At 62.9% G+C, this 18,569-nt stretch carries 24 protein-coding genes; 10 read left to right on the forward strand and 14 right to left on the reverse strand.

Going from position 1 to position 18,569, the window contains the following annotated elements:
- Nucleotides 1–59: 59 nt before the first annotated feature.
- A complete protein-coding gene (locus ACWUKX_RS14195) occupies nt 60–512 on the forward strand; it encodes a hypothetical protein (protein ID WP_456007456.1) in 453 nt (150 codons plus the stop codon).
- On the opposite strand, the gene ACWUKX_RS14200 is transcribed toward ACWUKX_RS14195, so the two are convergent.
- The 3 genes from ACWUKX_RS14200 to ACWUKX_RS14210 all read right to left on the reverse strand — a co-directional run bounded on the left by ACWUKX_RS14200 (nt 482) and on the right by ACWUKX_RS14210 (nt 1,756).
- Nucleotides 482–823, reverse strand: coding sequence for a transcriptional regulator (locus ACWUKX_RS14200; RefSeq protein WP_029354350.1), 342 nt, complete (start codon nt 821–823; stop codon nt 482–484). The two genes, ACWUKX_RS14195 and ACWUKX_RS14200, sit on opposite strands and share 31 nt — an antisense overlap.
- A gap of 124 nt (nt 824–947) precedes the next feature.
- Complete coding sequence (locus ACWUKX_RS14205; protein WP_456007458.1) at nt 948–1,208, reverse strand: hypothetical protein; 261 nt, start codon at nt 1,206–1,208, stop codon at nt 948–950.
- 56 nt (nt 1,209–1,264) lie between these two features.
- On the reverse strand, nt 1,265–1,756 hold the full coding sequence (locus ACWUKX_RS14210) for a hypothetical protein (RefSeq protein ID WP_455850456.1): 492 nt from the start codon (nt 1,754–1,756) through the stop codon (nt 1,265–1,267).
- A gap of 491 nt (nt 1,757–2,247) precedes the next feature.
- Between ACWUKX_RS14210 and ACWUKX_RS14215 the strand changes: the two genes are divergently transcribed.
- On the forward strand, nt 2,248–2,844 hold the full coding sequence (locus ACWUKX_RS14215; protein WP_456007460.1) for a glutathione S-transferase family protein: 597 nt from the start codon (nt 2,248–2,250) through the stop codon (nt 2,842–2,844).
- A 158-nt stretch (nt 2,845–3,002) separates the two neighbouring features.
- Here ACWUKX_RS14215 and ACWUKX_RS14220 read toward each other — a convergent pair whose 3' ends face one another.
- A complete protein-coding gene (locus ACWUKX_RS14220) occupies nt 3,003–3,653 on the reverse strand; it encodes an outer membrane protein (protein ID WP_456007462.1) in 651 nt (216 codons plus the stop codon).
- 407 nt (nt 3,654–4,060) lie between these two features.
- Between ACWUKX_RS14220 and ACWUKX_RS14225 the strand changes: the two genes are divergently transcribed.
- From ACWUKX_RS14225 to ACWUKX_RS14245, 5 genes are all read left to right on the forward strand, one after another.
- Nucleotides 4,061–4,837, forward strand: coding sequence for an SDR family oxidoreductase (locus tag ACWUKX_RS14225; protein ID WP_456007464.1), 777 nt, complete (start codon nt 4,061–4,063; stop codon nt 4,835–4,837).
- The gene (gene uvrC / locus ACWUKX_RS14230) at nt 4,834–6,921 is read left to right on the forward strand and encodes an excinuclease ABC subunit UvrC (RefSeq protein ID WP_456007466.1); all 2,088 of its coding nucleotides are present in this window, start codon (nt 4,834–4,836) and stop codon (nt 6,919–6,921) included. The genes ACWUKX_RS14225 and uvrC overlap by 4 nt, the downstream gene beginning before the upstream one ends.
- A 99-nt stretch (nt 6,922–7,020) precedes the next feature.
- Nucleotides 7,021–7,617: a CDP-diacylglycerol--glycerol-3-phosphate 3-phosphatidyltransferase gene (pgsA, locus tag ACWUKX_RS14235; RefSeq protein WP_127210475.1), complete on the forward strand. Its 597-nt coding sequence runs from the start codon at nt 7,021–7,023 to the stop codon at nt 7,615–7,617.
- 1 nt (nt 7,618) lies between these two features.
- Nucleotides 7,619–7,876: a molybdopterin converting factor subunit 1 gene (moaD, locus tag ACWUKX_RS14240; protein ID WP_065008951.1), complete on the forward strand. Its 258-nt coding sequence runs from the start codon at nt 7,619–7,621 to the stop codon at nt 7,874–7,876.
- 1 nt (nt 7,877) lies between these two features.
- Nucleotides 7,878–8,351 carry a molybdenum cofactor biosynthesis protein MoaE gene (locus tag ACWUKX_RS14245; protein WP_456007590.1) on the forward strand — a complete coding sequence of 158 codons (474 nt, stop codon included), beginning with the start codon at nt 7,878–7,880 and terminating at the stop codon, nt 8,349–8,351.
- Between the two features lie 25 nt (nt 8,352–8,376).
- Here the strand turns inward: ACWUKX_RS14245 and ACWUKX_RS14250 are convergent, their stop codons facing one another.
- Genes ACWUKX_RS14250 through ACWUKX_RS14265 form a run of 4 tightly spaced genes read right to left on the reverse strand, consistent with a single transcriptional unit; the run spans nt 8,377 to nt 10,943 of the window.
- The gene (locus tag ACWUKX_RS14250) at nt 8,377–8,874 is read right to left on the reverse strand and encodes a DoxX family protein (protein ID WP_456007468.1); all 498 of its coding nucleotides are present in this window, start codon (nt 8,872–8,874) and stop codon (nt 8,377–8,379) included.
- 2 nt (nt 8,875–8,876) lie between these two features.
- The gene (locus ACWUKX_RS14255; RefSeq protein ID WP_456007470.1) at nt 8,877–9,677 is read right to left on the reverse strand and encodes an HvfC/BufC N-terminal domain-containing protein; all 801 of its coding nucleotides are present in this window, start codon (nt 9,675–9,677) and stop codon (nt 8,877–8,879) included.
- On the reverse strand, nt 9,664–10,587 hold the full coding sequence (bufB, locus tag ACWUKX_RS14260; protein WP_456007472.1) for an MNIO family bufferin maturase: 924 nt from the start codon (nt 10,585–10,587) through the stop codon (nt 9,664–9,666). The genes ACWUKX_RS14255 and bufB overlap by 14 nt, the downstream gene beginning before the upstream one ends.
- A 32-nt stretch (nt 10,588–10,619) precedes the next feature.
- Entirely contained in the window at nt 10,620–10,943 is a 324-nt protein-coding gene (locus tag ACWUKX_RS14265; RefSeq protein WP_164759703.1) for a BufA1 family periplasmic bufferin-type metallophore, read from the reverse strand.
- Between the two features lie 280 nt (nt 10,944–11,223).
- Here ACWUKX_RS14265 and ACWUKX_RS14270 point away from each other — a divergent pair, with 280 nt between their 5' ends.
- Complete coding sequence (locus tag ACWUKX_RS14270) at nt 11,224–11,988, forward strand: YbaY family lipoprotein (protein WP_455837258.1); 765 nt, start codon at nt 11,224–11,226, stop codon at nt 11,986–11,988.
- Between the two features lie 137 nt (nt 11,989–12,125).
- Here the strand turns inward: ACWUKX_RS14270 and ndk are convergent, their stop codons facing one another.
- The 4 genes from ndk to ACWUKX_RS14290 form a co-directional block, all read right to left on the reverse strand.
- Nucleotides 12,126–12,548 (reverse strand): nucleoside-diphosphate kinase, encoded by a 423-nt coding sequence (ndk, locus tag ACWUKX_RS14275; protein ID WP_456007474.1) that lies wholly within the window; start codon nt 12,546–12,548, stop codon nt 12,126–12,128.
- A gap of 129 nt (nt 12,549–12,677) precedes the next feature.
- Nucleotides 12,678–12,974 carry a DUF1905 domain-containing protein gene (locus tag ACWUKX_RS14280; protein WP_029354315.1) on the reverse strand — a complete coding sequence of 99 codons (297 nt, stop codon included), beginning with the start codon at nt 12,972–12,974 and terminating at the stop codon, nt 12,678–12,680.
- 57 nt (nt 12,975–13,031) lie between these two features.
- Nucleotides 13,032–13,667, reverse strand: a complete 636-nt coding sequence (bluB, locus tag ACWUKX_RS14285; protein WP_456007476.1) for a 5,6-dimethylbenzimidazole synthase — start codon at nt 13,665–13,667, stop codon at nt 13,032–13,034.
- An 81-nt stretch (nt 13,668–13,748) separates the two neighbouring features.
- Nucleotides 13,749–14,444, reverse strand: a complete 696-nt coding sequence (locus ACWUKX_RS14290; RefSeq protein ID WP_456007478.1) for a glutathione S-transferase family protein — start codon at nt 14,442–14,444, stop codon at nt 13,749–13,751.
- A gap of 91 nt (nt 14,445–14,535) precedes the next feature.
- Between ACWUKX_RS14290 and ACWUKX_RS14295 the strand changes: the two genes are divergently transcribed.
- A complete protein-coding gene (locus tag ACWUKX_RS14295; protein ID WP_456007480.1) occupies nt 14,536–15,048 on the forward strand; it encodes a DinB family protein in 513 nt (170 codons plus the stop codon).
- Nucleotides 15,049–15,148: 100 nt separating this feature from the next.
- Nucleotides 15,149–15,937 carry a GGDEF domain-containing protein gene (locus ACWUKX_RS14300; protein WP_456007482.1) on the forward strand — a complete coding sequence of 263 codons (789 nt, stop codon included), beginning with the start codon at nt 15,149–15,151 and terminating at the stop codon, nt 15,935–15,937.
- Between the two features lie 87 nt (nt 15,938–16,024).
- Here ACWUKX_RS14300 and ACWUKX_RS14305 read toward each other — a convergent pair whose 3' ends face one another.
- Nucleotides 16,025–16,327 carry a DUF982 domain-containing protein gene (locus ACWUKX_RS14305; RefSeq protein WP_065008963.1) on the reverse strand — a complete coding sequence of 101 codons (303 nt, stop codon included), beginning with the start codon at nt 16,325–16,327 and terminating at the stop codon, nt 16,025–16,027.
- A 153-nt stretch (nt 16,328–16,480) separates the two neighbouring features.
- Entirely contained in the window at nt 16,481–18,562 is a 2,082-nt protein-coding gene (locus tag ACWUKX_RS14310; protein ID WP_456007484.1) for an ATP-dependent helicase, read from the reverse strand.
- Between the last annotated feature and the right edge of the window lie 7 nt (nt 18,563–18,569).

The following is an 18,569-nucleotide window of genomic DNA, read 5'->3' on the forward strand; positions in this document are numbered from 1 at the left end:
CGCTTGACCGCGCGCAAGCGAATCCGCACAGTGCGCGCAGTCGACCATAAGAGGCTGCCATGACTCGCTTCGCCCAATCCGCCCTTGCCGCACTGATCGCCCTTTGCACGCCGCTCGGCGTGTCCCTCGCTGTCACCCAGGCAGCAAAGGCGGCCGACCTTGCCGTCTATACCGAAGAAGACAGCGGCGTTTGCGGTGAGGCCTGGGTGCTGAACAAGATCACCAGCCGCTTCTCCTACCAGGTGCGCCACGTGCCGAATCTGCCCGATGTCGAGATCACCGATTTCCAGGGGATCCACCAGCACCGCTATCTGCCAGCCAATGAAACCTGGCCGATCGGCCGTCGCTATTGCGGCGCCACCGTCAGCCTGTCCGACGGCCACGCCCGCACCATCTGGTATCTGATCGAGGAAGGGCAGGGCTTTGCCTCGATCGGCGATAATGTCGAATTCTGCGTCGCGGGCTTCGACCGCTGGATGGTCTACAACGGCCGCTGCCGCGTCCTGCGCTGAACGCGTTTACCTGGCTGCTCCGCCTCATCGAGAATGGCGCGAAGGAAGGCGGCGTGACCGCGAAAGGCGCGCCGTCCGATTGATGTCGCCTTGACCCGCGTTTGCGGCCGGCGTCCGACAAACAGCTTTTCGACATCGACATATCCCGCCTTGGCAAGCGTATCGATATGCGCGCCGAGATTGCCGTCGGTGGCATTGACGATGGCCTTCAATCGGGTGAATTCCAGCGCTTCGCGCCTTTCCAGAGAATTCAGCGCCGCCATGATCATGAGCCGCACGCTCTGGTGGATGATTTCGTCGGCAGCCATCATTGGGCCTGCTATGGTGTCAGGCGTTCAGTCTCCTGATCTGGGACAGCGCCGCTAGATCTTGCGCGAATGACATTACGCTTCCCCCGCATACCAGAATACTCTGTCCGATCGAGTAATCTGTCAATTAGAAAAAAGGTTGCCTTCTCAAGCCCAAGACAAGGTCATGGCGCAGAACGAGCCGGGCTTTGCTTTTGTAGCTTGTGTAGATCGTCTCGTTGGACAAGACGATGAGATCGATGAAGCAGCCCGTCATGATGTTGCCGGTCGATGATCGACGAGCAAAACGCTTGCTAACCTTCAGCACTTTGTAGTGCGATTGGTTCCGGTTAAGCGCGCAGAATGTCTGTCGCAAACCCTCGGCAAGCTCGAAGAGCAGCAGCGACATTTTGCGAAATCAGGACGAGCGTGTGTCGCCGGTAATCAAAATTTAAACTGAAAAAATCATGCTAATGCTTCGCTGGCTAGACAAGCGCGAGTCAGATATGCATTACGCGCCGGGTCATTAACGGCCGTCGGCACAACGAAGGGGCATGATATGGCTAAACAGTCATCCAAAGCGCCGGCATCCAAGTCTCCGGCAAAGAAGGCACCGGCAAAGAAAGCACCAGTAAAAGCTGTGGCGGAAAAGGCCGCAGCAGCTGTGAAGAAAGCAGCACCTGCTGCCAAGCCGAAGGCCGCCGCGGCCAAGGCAAAAGCAGCGCCGGCCAAGAAGCCGGCCGCGAAAGCCGCGGCAAAGCCGGCAGTGAAGAAAGCAGCACCAGCCAAGGCCAAAGCAGCACCAGCCAAGAAGCCGGCTGCAAAGGCCGCGGCGAAGCCGGCAGCGAAGAAAGCAGCACCTGCCAAGGCTGCACCGGCCAAGAAGGCTGCGCCGGCAAAGAAAGCGGCTGCAGCGAAGTCTTCGGTGGCAGTGAAGAAAGCAGCGCCGGCGGCCAAGCCGAAGGCGAAGGCAGCGCCCGCGAAGGCGAAAGCCAAGAAGTAATCGCGTTTCTTAGCTCGCGGAGGACAGTGCTGAAGACCGTTGAGGGCAGGTGCCGGACAGGCGCCTCGCTCGCAGGGTCAGTGCTCGGGCAAGAATAGAGGCGGAGGGAAGACAGCTTTTCGCAACTCCCAGGACTTCGCCGTACGGCGAAGTCCGGTGGGGCATTTCTCTGTGCCCGGAGAGAAATTCTCGGTGCAAGACCGGGTTGGCTAGGTTCGGATCTGTTTGACCTGTTCAGATCCTCTTGGGCTGCAACTGCCGTACCGCTCATTGCCTAAGATCGCGGAGGAGGACGTCGTTCTCCGTGGCGCCCGGTTTTTCCGCCTGTGGCTGTTGATCATGCCGGCATGTCCAGTCAACAGTGCACAAAAATCAAAGCGCTACGGCGTCCTTTGCGTGTCCAATAGGATACGCGGTGCTGTAGCCGGCAACCAGGAACCCGATCATGCCCAGACTGCTCTACGCCTCCACATCACCCTACAGTTCCAAGGTGCGCATGGCCGCGCGTTGTGCCGGCATCGCAGTCGATCTCGTGCCGATAAAAACCGAAGACAAGCCGGCCGAGCTGATCGACGCCAATCCGCTCGGCAAGATCCCGGTGCTGGTGCTCGACGACGGCCGCTCGATCCACGACAGCCGCGCCATTACCCAGCATCTCAACCGCATGTCGAAGAACGCGCTGTTCCCGCGCAATCCCGACAAGCGCCTCGAGGCAGAAGTGCTGGAGGCACTGGCCGACGGCATCTGCGACTGCGCGCTGTCGATGGTTTATGAGCGGCGCACGCGCCCCGAAGACATGGTCTACCAGCCTTGGCTCGATCGCCAGTGGGCGAAGATAACCGGTGCGCTCGATCTGCTCAACGCCAATCCGCCAAAGCTGCCGAAGAAGATCACCGCCGGCCAGCTGGCGCTGCGCGCCTGCGTTGGCTATCTCTCGCTGCGCTTTGCCGGAAAATGGGAAAAGGGCCGCAACCGGCTGGTCCGCTGGGCAGCGCGCTTCGACCAGAAGTTTCCGGAGCTGAAACCCTGCGTCCCGGCGTGAGCTGGCTGGCACCCAGCTAGAGCATTTTTGCAGCCAAGTGGAATCACTTGGCGTCGTAGAAATGCGGCTTCAATCTGATGCATCCCGCTCTAGAGAAGGCGATCACAAAAAAAGCCGGGCACGAGGCCCGGCTTTTTCGTGTCGTGGCTTGGACGATTTTAGAACTTCATACCGACGCCGAAGGTGACGCGGTTGTCGGTCGACTTGACCTTGCCGATACCGTCAAAGTCCTTGTCGCCGAAGTCGGTGTAGCGATACTCGACACGGCCGAATACATTGTCGGTGATCTTGATGTCGGTACCGACGCCGGCCGTCCAGCCGAGCATGGTGTTTTCATCGCTGGCGCCGGCCGCTTCGATCTCCTGGTTCTTGAGCGCGCCACCGGCGGTGCCGTAGAGCAGGATTTCCGGGGTGACGGCGTAGCCGAGGCGGGCACGCAGCGAGCCTTCGAAGCCGCCCTTGGCCTCGACGCCGCCATCGTCGCCCTCGATGCCGCTATAGCCGATATCGGCTTCAGCACCGTAGACGAAGTTCTCCGCCTGCCACTGATAGCCGCCGAAGACGCCGCCGACAAAACCATCGGTGTCGACGTCAGTGCCGATATCCTCGGCATCGGCGTGACCGCTGAAGCCGTAGCCGACGCTCACACCGGCATAGGGACCGGCCCAGGAAGCGACCGGAAGTTCGGCGATCGGGGCGGGGGCCGGCGGCTCTTCCGCGATGACGTCAGCAGCATAGGCGGTTCCGCCGAGGGCGAAGAGCCCGAACGCCACCGCCAGCGGTCGCGCAAATTTAAGATTGGCTTGCATTGTTCTTTACTCCTTAAGCCACAGGCACAGGCTTGCTTTTCACAAGCGCCCTCAACCCGCCGGGGGGATAAACGGGTCTGGCGCTCAACGGTTCCGAATGTCGTGTCGAAATGCGGCTGAAGCGAACCTGAACTTGGGTCATTACCGGGCACGAATGAGGCTGAATTTTGACGTTGTATCTGCGCAACAGATAGTGTCAGGAGGCTTTGCCGTGCCGCGCTGAACACCGCTTGGAGCAAGGGGGCCGGAGTCCTATATTGCGATCTGACGGCCGAGTCCCGGCCACAGTCGAAAGACCGATCCGGCCGCTTTGCCACAATGCTGCCCAAGGTCCGAACGGCATTTAACGCTTGGCCGGCCATATTTCGCCGACTGGCTGAAATCGAAGCCCATTGAGGATTGACAGGATGAGCAAGGCCGCTGGAACGGCGCTGGTGACGGGCGGGGGCAAGCGGATCGGCAAGGCGATCGTCGAGGATCTGGCCGCGAACGGTTTTGCTGTCGCCATCCATTGCAACCGCTCGCGGGCCGAGGCGGAAGCGTTGGCTGCGCGGATCAACGGCGGCCATTTTGGCCAGGATGGCCGCGCCGCTGTGGTCGCCGCCGACCTGACCGACATGGCCGCGGTCGGCGACCTGGTCGGCCGCGCCGCAGCCGCGCTCGGGCCTGTTACACTGCTGGTCAACAATGCCTCGCTGTTCGTGGACGACACGGTTCAGGAGGTCGACTGGATTGCCTGGGACCGTCACTTCGCCGTCCATGTGAAGGCGCCGGCACTTTTGGCGCAAGAATTCGCCCGCGCTCTGCCGGAAGGCGAGGAAGGGCTGATCGTCAATATGATCGACCAGCGAGTCTGGCGCCCGACGCCACGCTATTTCTCCTATGCGCTGTCGAAATCGACATTGTGGACGCAGACACAAATGATGGCGCAGGCGCTGGCACCCCGCATTCGCGTCAACGCCATCGGCCCCGGCCCGACGCTGAAGAGCGCGCGTCAGAAAGACAGCGATTTTGCCGCGCAGGTCGACGGCCTGATCCTGAAGCGCGGCCCGGAATTGCCTGAATTCGGCGCCACCATCCGCTATCTCTGGGGCGCGCGCTCGATCACCGGCCAGATGATCGCGCTCGACGGCGGCCAGCACCTTGCTTGGCAGACGCCGGATGTGACAGGCATTATCGAATGAGTCCCATGGACCAGAAACACAAACGAGGCGGCGCCGCCGACGACCTGCCCTCCGATGTCGACCTCGAGGACGAGGCGGCGGAGGAGATCGTGGAAACGTCAGCTCCCGGTTCCGGCGGTCCTGACGTTGCCTTTACGGTCATCGATTGGACGCCGCATGCCGGCGATGCCGACGGCATGGTCGGCGCCGAAGTCATCCAGACGCTGGTCAAACGGCTGCCCAACGCGCCCGGCGTCTACCGCATGATGAATGCCGCGGGCGACGTGCTCTATGTCGGCAAGGCGCGCAGCCTGAAGAAGCGGGTGACCAATTACGCGCAAGGCCGTTTCCACACCAGCCGCATCGGCCGCATGGTGCGCGAGACCGCGACGATGGAATTCGTCGTTACCCGCACCGAGATCGAAGCGCTGCTGCTGGAAGCCAACCTCATCAAGCGCTTGCGGCCGCGATTCAATGTGCTGATGCGGGACGACAAGTCGTTCCCCTATATCCTGCTGACCGGCGATCACGTCTCGCCCGGCATCTACAAGCATCGCGGCGCGCGTTCGCGCAAGGGCGATTATTTCGGCCCCTTCGCATCGGCCGGCGCCGTCGGCCGCACCATCAACTCGCTGCAGCGCGCCTTCCTGCTCAGGAGTTGCACCAACTCCTTCTACGAGAACCGCACCCGGCCGTGCCTGCTGTTCCAGATCAAGCGCTGCGCCGGCCCGTGCACCGGCGAAATCTCGCATGGCGACTATGCCAAGCTGGTCGCCGAGGCGAAGGAGTTCTTGTCCGGCCGCAGTCAGAAGGTGAAGACCGATATCTCCGCTGCCATGCAGCAGGCTTCGGAAAATCTCGATTTCGAGCGCGCCGCCATCTATCGCGACCGGCTGGCGGCGCTGTCGCATGTGCAGAGCCATCAGGGCATCAACCCGCAGACCGTCGACGAGGCCGATGTCTTCGCCATCCACCAGGAAGGCGGCCAGGTCTGCATCCAGGTGTTCTTCTTCCGCACCGGGCAGAACTGGGGCAACCGCGCCTATTTCCCCAAGGCCGATCCGGCGCTGGACGCGGCCGAGGTGCTGGGCTCGTTCCTGGCGCAATTCTATGACGACAAGCCGACGCCGCGTACCATTCTGTTGTCGCATGGCGTCGAGGACCAGGAGTTGCTGGCCGAGGCGCTCTCCACCCGCGCGGGCCGCAAGGTGGCTATCTCGGTGCCGCAGCGCGGCGAGAAGAAGGATTTAACCGACAACGCACTGCAGAATGCCCGTGAGGCGCTCGGCCGCCGACTGGCCGAGACCTCGACGCAAGGGCGGCTGCTCACCGGCTTCGCCGAGACCTTCGGCCTGAAGAAAACACCGGTCCGCATCGAGGTCTACGACAACTCCCACATCATGGGCACCAACGCCGTCGGCGCCATGGTTGTCGCCGGCCCTGAAGGCTTCGTTAAGAACCAGTACCGGAAATTCAACATCCGCTCGACCGAGATCACGCCGGGAGACGATTTCGGCATGATGCGCGAGGTGATGGAGCGGCGTTTTTCCCGACTGCTGAAGGAACACGGCGACGTGCCGCCGAGCGAACAGCCGGCGGACGACATCCTGTCCGAACAGGGCGACGATATCGAGGATGCGGGCGGTTTCCCGGCATGGCCAGACGTCATCCTCATCGACGGCGGTCAGGGCCAGATGACAGCGGTGCGCAAGATCCTCGCCGATCTCGGCATCGAGGACCGTGTCCAGGCCATCGGCATCGCCAAGGGCCAGGACCGTGACGCCGGCCGCGAACGCTTTTTCGTCATGGGCAAGCCACCGTTTTCGCTCCCCGTGCGCGACCCCGTGCTCTATTTCGTCCAGCGGCTGCGCGACGAGGTCCACCGCTTCGCCATCGGCACGCACCGCGCCCGCCGCAAGAAGGAGATGGTCAAGAGCCCGCTCGACGAGATCAGCGGCATCGGCCCGGGCCGCAAGCGCGCGCTGCTCATGCATTTCGGCACCGCCAAGGCGGTCAGCCGCGCCGCGATCGAGGATTTGGTCAAGGTCGACGGCATTTCCGAGCAGGTGGCGAAGCTGGTCTACAATCATTTTCACGAGAGCTGATGGATTCGGCTATTTTCGGTTGGTCCATCGACTATCGCCTGTTGACCCCCCACATTCGCTTCTGATTTGAGTAGGCAGGCAGAAAGAGTTCCCAAAAATATGGCCCAGCGCGCATTCAACCTGCCCAACATGCTCACCTATGCCCGCATCCTCGCGGTGCCGCTGGTTGTGCTGTGTTTTTTTCTCGAAGGACATCTGAAGTCGAGCGACTTCGCCCGCTGGTCGGCGCTGATCGTTTTCCTGCTGGCCTCGATCACCGACTATTTCGACGGCTATCTGGCACGCGCCTGGCAGCAGACCTCGAATATCGGCAAGATGCTCGATCCGATCGCCGACAAGTTGCTGGTCGCCACTTGTCTGCTGCTGCTGGCGGCCGACACCGATCGCCATGCCGGCATCGCAGGCTGGTCGCTGTGGGCGGCGATCATCATCCTATGCCGCGAGATCCTGGTCTCGGGCCTGCGCGAATATCTGGCGGCGCTGAAGGTCTCGGTACCGGTGACGCAGCTGGCAAAGTGGAAGACAACCATCCAGATGGTCGCCATCGCCTTCCTGCTCGCCGGACCTGCCGGCGACAAGATCTTCCCGCTGACCACCCAGACCGGGCTCGTGCTGTTGTGGATCGCCGCCTTGGTCACGCTCTACACCGGCTACGACTATTTCCGCGCCGGCCTCAAGCACATCATGGACGAGTAGGATGTCGACGAGGCTCATTTATTTTGCCTGGGTGCGCGAGCGGATCGGCAAGCCGCAAGAGGATGTCGAATTGCCCGCCGGCATCGAAACCGTGGCCGACCTGCTGCGCTGGCTGAAATCGCGTGGCGAGGAGTACGAGCACGCGCTGCAATATCCTGATGTGATCCGCGTCGCCATCAACCAGGAACATGTCGAGCACCGCGAGAAGATCGCCGGCGCGCGCGAGATCGCGCTGTTCCCGCCGATGACGGGTGGCTGAAATGCCCGGCGCGGTGGTGCCGACGGTGCGTATCCAGGCGGAGGATTTCGATGTCGCCGCAGAGATCGCCAAGATGACGCAAGGCCGCGCCGACATCGGCGCCGTGGTGACTTTCTCGGGTCTCTGCCGCGATGAAGGGGGCAGGCTCGCGGCACTCGAACTCGAACATTATCCCGGCATGGCCGAGGCCGAGATCGGCCGCATCGCCGCCGAGGCGGTTCACCGCTGGCCGCTGCAGGGCCTCACCGCCATCCATCGCCATGGCAGGATCGCGCCCGGTGGGAACATCGTGCTGGTGGTCGCTGCCTCCACGCACCGGCAGGCGGCATTCGAGGCGGCGAACTTCCTGATGGATTACCTGAAATCGCGCGCGCCGTTCTGGAAGAAGGAACACCACACCGACGGCTCGCAAGGCGGCTGGGTCGATGCCAAGGAGGCCGACGACGAGGCCGCAAGCCGCTGGAAGCGAAATTGACGTGTGGAAACCCATCAGCCCTCGATCAGCCCTTGTCGGTGCCGATCCAGTGATCGAGCGCAATCCGGCCGGGTCCCCACGCCATGATGCCGAGCGCCATCGCCGCCCAGGTGATGTGCAGCGGCCAGCCTTCCGGCACGGTGAGCTGTATGATCAACGTCATCAGCAGCAGCCCGAATGCAGCCAGTCGTGTCGCCAGCCCAAGAACAAGGAGAATTGGCAGCAGGATTTCCGCCGACCCTGAGGCGAACGCAACCAGCCCAGGTGCGGGGAAGTTGTAAGGGCCGCCGGGCAGATGCAGCTTGAGCTCCGAGCTGAAAAGCAGCAATGCGACATCGTTCAACTGTAAAAAACCGTCCCATTTGTTGACGCCGGACCGCCAGAACGGGACGGCGAGTGCGCATCGCAGGACGAGCTGCGTCAGCGACGGTGTTGCACGCGTGCGAAGGGCGGCATTCACCCTCTCGACGAGGGCAGCGATCCCTCGCGGCTCGATGCTGGCGTTCTGCCCATGGTTCGTCATGCTCATCCTCCCTGGTGTGCCGCTGTGAAGGCGCCTGCTTGCAGCAGGTCGGCAATGTTGGCGGAAAGGTCGAATTCGGCACGCTCCGCAAACGCTGCCGCGGCCGCCGCGCCGAGCGGCTCACCCGCCATGAGGCGATCCAGAAAAACCGCGCTGCCAGGCGGCATATGGAGGACATAGACTTCGAGGCCGGGCCGCGTGATCAGCGCATCTTCACGGCCGTTTGCGTCGATCCGCCCGACAGGACCGTCGCTCCGGTTTGCCGCGAAGATCGTCACGACCGGATAGCGCGAGCGTATGGCGCGCGTTGCCGGGTGCGGCACGAACACGGTATCGGCCAGTCGTTCGGGCGGGATCGACGCCAGTGCTCCGGAAGCCAACGGTTCCGCGTCGGCGGCATGATAGGCGTCGAGCCAAGCCCCCTCCATGCGCGCCACGTCGGCCAGCCACGGCATCGACCGCGCGTATTCGTAGCGCTCGATGAAATCGGGAAAGTCGCGCCCGTATTCGAATAGAAGCGGCGAGGTGGGCGGTGTTTCGCGAACGTGAAAGCGCGCCATAGCGCGAAAGAAGTCCGGGCCGGTGATGCGCAGCGTCGCTGGAAAGCTGGCGGCTAGCGCATCGATCAGGCTGACCGTGACGTTGTTGCGGTAGACGGCATATCGCTTGACTGCAGCCTTCCCGTTCGGCCCCGAGACAGCGTCAGGCTGGGCGCGGTCAGGATCGAGCAAACCGGCGGTGAAAGCCGCGGCATAGTCAAACCGGTGGCCGAGATCGCCTGACTGGAGCTCATCCTGCGGCATGGGCTTTTCCGAATATGTAATCGCTGTCGGCGTGACGGTCGAGGATCGCCTGGGCGGCGGCCGCCTCCGCCTTGAGCACCGGCCAGTCGGGAATGTCGCTGTCCCATTCGATCAGCGTAGGAAGCGGCCCGCATCGGCCGATGACGACATCGAAGAGCTTCCAGACCGCGTCGGCGACCGGGCCGTCATGGCTGTCGATGAGCAGCACATCGCCCTCGTCATCCTCCTGCTCGGCGTGCCCGGCCAGATGGATTTCGCCGATATGTTCGAGCGGGAAATCCGCGAGGTAGGAAAGGGCTGAATAGCCGTGATTGGTGGCCGAAACGAACACGTTGTTGACGTCGAGCAGCAGGCCGCAACCGGTACGCCGCACCAGCTCGCGAATGAAATCTGTCTCGCTCATCGTCGATTCCGGGAAAAGGACGTAGGTCGAGGGGTTCTCGAGCAGGATCGGGCGGCCGATCGCCCGCTGCATTTCGTCGATGTGATCCGCAACCCGCGAAACCGTTGCCGGCGTATAGGGCAGCGGAAGCAGGTCGTTGTAATAGGTGGTGTCGTGGGTCGACCAGGCGAGATGCTCGGAAACGAGCGCCGGCTCATAGCGGTCGACGAGCGCCTTGAAACGGCCGAGATGCGCTTTGTCGAGCGGCCGCGGTCCGCCGATCGACATGCACACCCCGTGCAGCGAAACGGGATAGTCGCGGCGGATCTTGGTCAACGCATCGTGAGGCGGGCCGCCGGCTCCCATATAGTTTTCGGCGTGGACCTCGAAGAAACCGTCCTTGCTGCCGCCGGCAATGATCGCGTGCGAATGTTCATGCTTGAAACTGGTGCCGGCAAGGCCAGCGACCGGGTGCGCCGGAAAGCGCGAGGTTTTCGACATGCGGAATGCTGGGGCCAGTCCGTTCATCTTCGTCTCCGCTTTCCGGGCGGTTGCATTGCTTACGACGGGATGTCGCGGGTCAGTTCCGTGGGCGAGCCCTTGCGGTCGCCGGGTAGGTCCATCGTCGTGCAGGTGCCGCCGTCGACAAACTTCCAGGCGTTGCCTTGGTAATCGACAGTCGAGGTGCCTTGGCAGGTAGTGCCAGGTCCTGCCGCGCAGTCGTTCTGCCCCTTCAGGGCGACGCCAAAGCACTTCTCCTTGCCGGCATCCATCGCCGCCTTGGCCTCTGCCTCGGATAGCGGCGCGGCCGTCGCAAAAGAAGCAAGAGCCGTGGCAACGGCGCCGGCCAGAAAGGCTGCGCTCACGGTTGATCTCGTTGTCATGATTTCACCTCCGATTGGGTTGTTGCGCGCCAGTTCCTCAAGCGCGCATTGGTAAGTTCGGTCCGGAGACCGCTGTGTTACATCTTTTGGGGAACACGACTTCGTGATCGCCGGGACCTGGCTTGAGCATAATTTTGCCGGTCATGCCAAGGCGGCCGACGAACAAAGACCACAAGCCGGATGGCACCGCCGTGCGAACAGTGCGTGTGTGGGGCGCCACGGAACCACCGCAATCCTGCGAGACGTTGCGACCAGTTTGGTGCGCTGGCGGAGCAGGATCGTGCTGGGCAGGATCGCCAAGTTCTTCATCTTCGGTGTCATGCCGCTGGTCGTTGGTATACTGGTGCCTGAGTTGTCCGTCGCTGCCGAGAAGACCCTGAAGGGCGAGGTGACGTATCGCGAGCGCATCGCGCTGCCGCCCAACGCCGTGCTTTTCGTGCAGCTTGCCAATGTCTCGCAGGCCGGTGCGCCGGCCGCTGTCATCGGCGAGCGCAAGATGGCGCCGGCCGGCCAGGTGCCGATCAAGTTCGAGATCAGCTTCGATCCCCAGGTGATCCGGCCTGATATGACCTATGTGCTGCAGGCGCGCATCACCGTCGACGACAGGCTGTTGTTCATCTCCGATATGCGCCACCACGTCGATCCGCTGAGCGACGCGCCGCAGACCATCATGCTGAAGATGGTGACGTCGAGCGAGCAGCCGGCGTCGGCGCCGGTGTTCGGGCAGAGCTGGCTGATCGAGTATATCGACGGCATTGGTGTGATCGCCGAGCCGCAGGCGACGTTCAGGATCAGCGAGGCCGGCAAGGCCGGCGGCAGCGGTCCTTGCAACGTCTACTTCGCCATCGCCAAAGTCGAGGGTTCGACGATCGCCATCAATGACATCGGTTCGACCTTCAAAGCCTGCGCGCCCGAGATCATGGCCGAGGAAAAGGCGCTGTTCGAGGCGCTGGCCAAGGCGGCGTCGTACCATGTCGACGCCGGCAAGCTTGTTATCGCCGACAAGGACGGCCGCGTCATTCTGCGCTTCAACGCCGCGAGCTGATTGTTCAAACCGGTTTCGGTTTTGAGCATCATGCGCGGTTGGAGGGCGTCGGCGTCCGGTGCAGGATCGCCGCAAGAAAAAAGGCCAGCATTGCGCCGGCCTTTTTTTGCATGTGACGTGGTGATGGACTTATCGGCTCAGCCGACGATCTCTGTGTCCGAGAACCAGTATTTGATCTCCTGCGCGGCGGTCTCCGGCGCGTCGGAGCCGTGCACGGAATTTTCGCCGATCGACAGCGCGTGCACCTTGCGGATGGTGCCTTCGGCGGCGTTGGCCGGGTTGGTGGCGCCCATCACGTCGCGGTTATTGGCAATCGCGTTCTCGCCTTCCAGCACCTGCACGACGGTTGGGCCCGACGACATGGACTCCACCAGCTCGCCGAAGAACGGACGATCCTTGTGGACGGCATAAAAGCCTTCCGCCTCGCGGCGGCTCATCCACACCCGGCGCGAAGCGATGACGCGCAGGCCGGCTTCTTCGAGCATCTGGGTAATGGCGCCGGTGAGATTGCGTCGGGTCGCGTCCGGCTTGATCATGGAAAAGGTGCGTTCGAGCGCCATGGGATCGTCCTTGTGATGGAGAGTGGAATTCAGGGTGGCGGGCTCTATACAAGCCGCCCGCCGGCTTGCCAAGGGGAGGCTGGCCCTAGCCGCCGCATCGCGTGTCGCCGTCAGCCAGAACCAATGTTGTCATAACTGCATCTCGATCGTCAGGTTGGCCGTGTCGCCAGCCCGAAGGCCTTCGCGGACCCGGACCGCCGTCTTGATCGGCAAGAGCAGGCTGCCGGACTTCTTGTCAGGAAACAGCGATGTCCGCCATCTGGTCTGGCCGATGATGGCTTCCACGCCAAGCGAGCCCCAGGGCCGCGCCATCCCCGCCGTCGCCGTCTTGATCCGTGCCCCAAGCTCCGGCGGCAGCGTCACGAAATGCCAGCCGCCCTTGCCTGGATAGACCCAGATCTCAGCCTGCACGTCGTAGCGAAACATTTTGGCCCTTCCTCAGATTAAGGCCGTCAAGAGGAGATTGGCAGCGTTGCCGTTGCACTACCGCCTTATCACGGTCGAAGCGCGCCGAATTTCCCAGCCTTCCCGTTCCAGTTCCGGCACGCTGTGGTTCTCGCTTGGGTAGCCGACGCAGAAGTAACCGATCAGCGTCCACTCCGGCGGTGCGTTCAGGATCGTTGCCATTTCGGCCGGATCGAGAATCGAGACCCAGCCCATGCCTATTCCTTCCGCGCGCGCCGCCAGCCAAAAGGTGTGGATCGCCATCACCGCCGAATATTCGATGGTCGCGGGCATGGTCAGGCGGCCGAGCCCATGTCCCTGTTCTGTCGCGCGGTCGGCGAAAACCGCGAATTGACAGGGCGCCTCGTTCAAGCCGGCGAGCTTCAGGCGTGCATAGAGCGCGGCGCGTTCGCCGTCGAACGATGCGAGCGCCTCTGCATTGCAGCGCTCGAAGCATGTCCTGACCGCGGCGCGGCATTCCGCACTCTCGACCATGACGAAACGCCAGGGCTGGCTCAGCCCGACCGAGGGCGCAATGCTGGCGAGGTCAAGCAGCCGCTCCAGAGCGCCTTCCGGAAGCGGCGTCGGCTTGAATCGCCTGACGTCCCGCCGCCACAGGAAGAGGTTGCCCAACTCGGCGCGAAAATCGTCCGGGAATTCCGGGCCTGACGTCATGGGGTCGTGCTGCCTTTGTTAGGGGAGTAGGGGAGTAGGGCAGTAAGTCATGGCGGTGCGCATACCTACTGCCTTACTGCTCTATGCGGCAGCCGCCGCCACCTTGCGGCCGAGGCCGCCATGCAAATCGAGGCAGCGCTCGAACCACTGCGCCACCACATCGCTGTCGTCGAGCAACCGGTAGGGTGAGGCGATGCGCGCCCATTGCAGCGCGCCGAAGACGATGTAGTCGGCAAACAGCGGTGATTGGCCGCCGATGAACGGCTGATAGGTGAGCATCGAGCGCAACGGCTCCAGCGAGGCGCGGAAGGCGCCAAGGCCGAGGTCTCGCGCCGCCATCACCTCTTCCAGTCTCTTGCCGAAGCGCTGCTCGCGGCTCTGGCGGAAATAGGCGGCGTTCGGCTCATCCTGCATGGCGTGGAGGTCCATGATCGCCGCGGTGGTGACATAGGGGTGGATGGTCAGTTGCGACCAGCGTTCGATGAAGCGCGCCATCGCCTTGCCGCCGTCGCCGGAAAACAATGACGGCCGCTCAGGATAGGCCTCATCGAGATAGAGCGCGATGGCGAAGGGCTTGGCGACCACCTTCTCGCCGTCGCGGATCACCGGAACGAGTTTCGAAGCGCCGCCTTCGACAGTGGGCACTTCGAGAAAACGCGTCGGCACGGTTGAGATGTCGCCCCCCTTGTGGGCAAGCGCCATCGTCGCCTTCCAACAATGTGGGCTGAACGGACGGGCGGCATCGCGTCCGACGAGGTCATAGAGCAGAATGGTCATTGGCGGCAGCTTCCTTGCGGTCTACTAGAGCGACGTTTCGGGCCGATGCGGTAGGCACCCGAAACGGGGTCTCGCGGGTCGGGAGAAAAAGATGAAACAGCACTTCATGATGTTTGCGGCCTACAATCAATGGGCCAATAGCCGCATCTACGACGCCGCCGCCGATCTCGACGAGGAAGAATTTCACCGCAGTGTCGGGGTTTTCTTCGGCTCGATGATGGGCACGCTCAACCATGTTCTAACTGCCGATCGCATCTGGATGAGGCGCTTTACCAGCGAGGGGGACGCGCCGGCCAGGCTCGACACGATCCTGCACCGCGCCCTGCCGGGCTTGCGACTGGCGCGCGAGGCCGAAGACAAAAGGATCATCGACTGGGTCGGGGCGTTAAGCGACAAGGCCTTGTCCGGCCGCTTCTCCTACATGACCGTCTCCGACATGCGCACCGTCTCGCAGCGATTGGCGCCGGCGCTTGATCATTTCTTCAACCACCAGACCCATCACCGCGGCCAGGCGCACGCGATCCTGACCGTTCTCGGCCGGCCTTCGGTGCCACTTGACCTCACGCTGTTCCAGCGCAGCGAAGAGGGCCGCGCCTTCGCCTGATTTGGATTATCCGGATCGATCACGATCGAATTGAAGCAAAGTCTTAGGACTTCATTCGTGTTCCCGCTTCAAAATAGCCTGCCATAGCGGGAGCAATGGCATGCGGATCGATTTTTCCCCCACGAGTTGGGGCAGGGTGGTGGCCGTCACCGTTGTCGGCACCGCGGTCTGCATCGCCGCCGCCTTCTTCGTCGATTCCTTCAATTTCCCGTATCTGTCGCCTGAAGCGCTGTGGCGGGCGAAACTCACCGATCTGCTGCTGCCGCTGGTGCTGGCCGGTTCGTTCCTGTCTTTCCTGATGTGGAAAATGCGTCAGCTGGCAATCGCGCAAAAGGAACTGACAATTGTCGCGGCGACCGACAGCCTGACAGCGGTGTTCAATCGCGGCGCGTTTTCAATGCTTGTCGAAGCCTATCTCGAGCAAGCTCGCAGCCATTCTGTCGCCAGCTCCGGCGCCTTGCTGATTGTCGACGCCGACCATTTCAAGTCCGTCAACGATCGCCTCGGCCACGACTGTGGCGATCAGGCCCTCAAGCTGATCGCCAAGACTATTCAAGACCAGCTGCGCGGCGCCGACATCGTCGGGCGAATTGGCGGTGAGGAATTCGCAGTCTTCCTTCCCGGCGCCGACCCGTCGCATTCCTGGCTGGTCGCGGAGGCGATACGGCGCCGTATCCGCGAGGCGGATTTTTCCCCGGGCGGGCAACCCTGTCCCCTCTCCGTAAGCATCGGCGGCGTCGCCTTCAGCGGACCGACCACCTATGCCGAGATGTTCGTTGTGGCGGATAAACACCTATACAGGGCTAAATCAAACGGCCGCGACCAAGTCAGCTTTGAAGCGGCGGCATTGAGCGGTTTGCCGAACGGCGACCTGATGACGGTCCATTGAGGGCCGCGCCTGATACCCATGGTCTGAAACCCGTCTAAGACGAACAGCATCTTCGGCGGGCCATAGTTGCAAAAGAGGCCTAGCCAGTCATGCGGCGTATCCGCCCTGGCCCCGCGCGACCGGCTTGACCGAGACTGCCGGTTGGGCCGAAGGCCAGAGAATGCCTGCCGCCGCCGCGAAGGTGATCATGGCATCGCGCGCCGCTTCGGGCGAGATCTCGCCGGCACGTGCCGCCTCGCATGCCTTCACCGCCGCGCCATAGCTCAGGCGTCGCCGCGATGGCGGGAACTCGGTCAGGAACTCATGCATGTCGAAGAGCGAAGCGATTATGCGCTTGTGGCCGGCGCCGACGGTAACGGCGACGGGGGTGAAGAGCATCGTGTCGTGCATTCTTGCCTCTCGAATTGGGCGGAGGTGACGGCGGACGCCGCTCTCCGATCTGAATCGGACGCCCAGAAACGCGGATTGCGGCATCAGGTTCCATGTTGTCGAGATTTGATTTTCGCCACCAAACTCCGCCGTATGAGCGGCGTGCCGAAGAGCCTATTTCCACATGTCACGCATGCGGGCGCCAAGGTCGACGCGCACTTGCGGCTGGCGGCGCGGATCGTCCTTGGCCGGGACGCTCGCCCATGATGTCTGTTCGAAGGCGCCGAGGATCGAGGCCGGGATGAAGCGGGTGCGCGAGGCGTAAACGTGGCGATCGCCGCGCGCCGCCTGGCTGTGGACGAAAAAGCGCTGCGGCATGACCAGGTGCAGACCGTCCTTGGCCCGCGTCATCGCCACGTAGAGCAGGCGGCGCTCCTCGTCGATATCCTCCTTCGAGCCGACGGCGAGATCGATCGGGATGCAGCCGTCGACGGTGTTGAGCACGAAGACGTTCTTCCATTCCTGGCCCTTGGCCGAATGGATGGTCGACAGGATCAGATAGTCCTCGTCGCGATGCGGCGGCCCGGCCTCGTCGCTGGCTGCATCCGGCGGATCGAGCGTCAGCTCGGTCAGGAAACGCTCGCGCGAGGCATAGCCCGAGGCGATCTGTTCGAGCTGCAGAATATCGGCCCGGCGCGTCGTTGCGTCCTCGTGGATGCGGTCGAGATGCGGCTCATACCAGAGCCTGACCTGTTCGAGATCAACAGGCCATTTTCCCGACCCGGTGCGAAGCTGCGAGAACAGCGCGACGAAACCCGGCCAGTCGTCGGCGGCGCGTTGCGGCGGCCGGTAGCGCGCCAGCCCCATCGTTTCGTCGAGCGAAGTCGCCATGGTGTCGACGATCTGCGAAGCCGCCGAAGGGCCGATACCGGGCAAAAGCTGCAGCACGCGAAAACCGGCGACGCGGTCACGCGGGTTTTCGGCGAAGCGCAGCACCGCCAGCACGTCCTTGACATGGGCGGCGTCGAGGAATTTCAGCCCGCCGAACTTGACGAACGGGATGTTGCGGCGCGTCAGCTCGATCTCCAGCGGCCCGCTGTGGTGCGAGGCGCGAAACAGCACGGCCTGCGCTTTCAGCACCGTGCCGGCCTCACGCTCGGTCAGGATAGCCTGGCAGACGTAACTCGCCTGCTCGGCTTCGTCGCGAACGCTGACCAGCCTCGGCTTTTCCGCCGATTTGCGCTCCGACCAGAGGTTCTTGGTAAAGCGCTCCGAGGCCTCGCCGATCACCGCATTGGCGGCGGCCAGGATGGTCTCGGTCGAGCGGTAGTTGCGCTCAAGCATGACGATCTCGGCCGGCTGCGCGAACTGTTTGGGGAAGTCGAGGATGTTGCGCACTTCCGCCGCTCGAAACGAATAGATCGACTGCGCATCGTCACCGACCACCGTCAGCCCGGAGCCGTCCGGCTTGAGCGCCGTGAGGATCGAGGCCTGCAGCCGGTTGGTGTCCTGGTATTCGTCGACCAGCACATGGTCGAAGCGCCCGCCCAGATGCGCTGATATCTCCGGCTCGCCGGCCATCTGCGCCCAGTAGAGCAGCAGGTCGTCGTAATCGAGCACGTTCTGCTCCTGCTTGGTCTCGACATATCGGGCGAACAGCGTCTTAAGCTGTTCTGCCCAACCCGCGCACCAGGGAAACACCGAACCGAGAATCTCGCCGAGCGGCGCCTGCGCGTTGACGGCACGCGAATAGATCGCCAGGCACGTGCCCTTGGTCGGAAAACGGCCTTCGGTTTTGGAGAAGCCGAGTGCGTGCCGGGCGAGGTTCATCAAGTCGGCCGAATCCTCGCGGTCATGGATGGTGAAGGCCGGATCGAGGCCGATCTCCGGCGCATAATCGCGCAGCAGCCTGGCGCCGATGCCGTGAAACGTGCCGGCCCAGCTCAGCGCATCGGTGATGATGGAAGCGTCTCGGCCGAGCACCTCGCCGGCGATGCGTTCGACCCGCTTGGCCATTTCCGATGCGGCACGACGCGAAAACGTCATCAAAAGGATGCGCCTGGGGTCAGCGCCCCTGACGATCAGATGCGCGACGCGATGCGCCAGCGTGCTGGTCTTGCCGGAGCCGGCTCCGGCGATCACCAGTAGCGGCCCGGCGACCTTGCCGTCGCCATGCTCGACGGCAAGGCACTGCTCGGCATTCAGCTTCGCGAGATAGTCAGGCCGGAAGGTCGAATCACGGGCAGCGAGGTTCATTGCCCAT

This window comes from Mesorhizobium sp. f-mel (genome assembly GCF_053850215.1).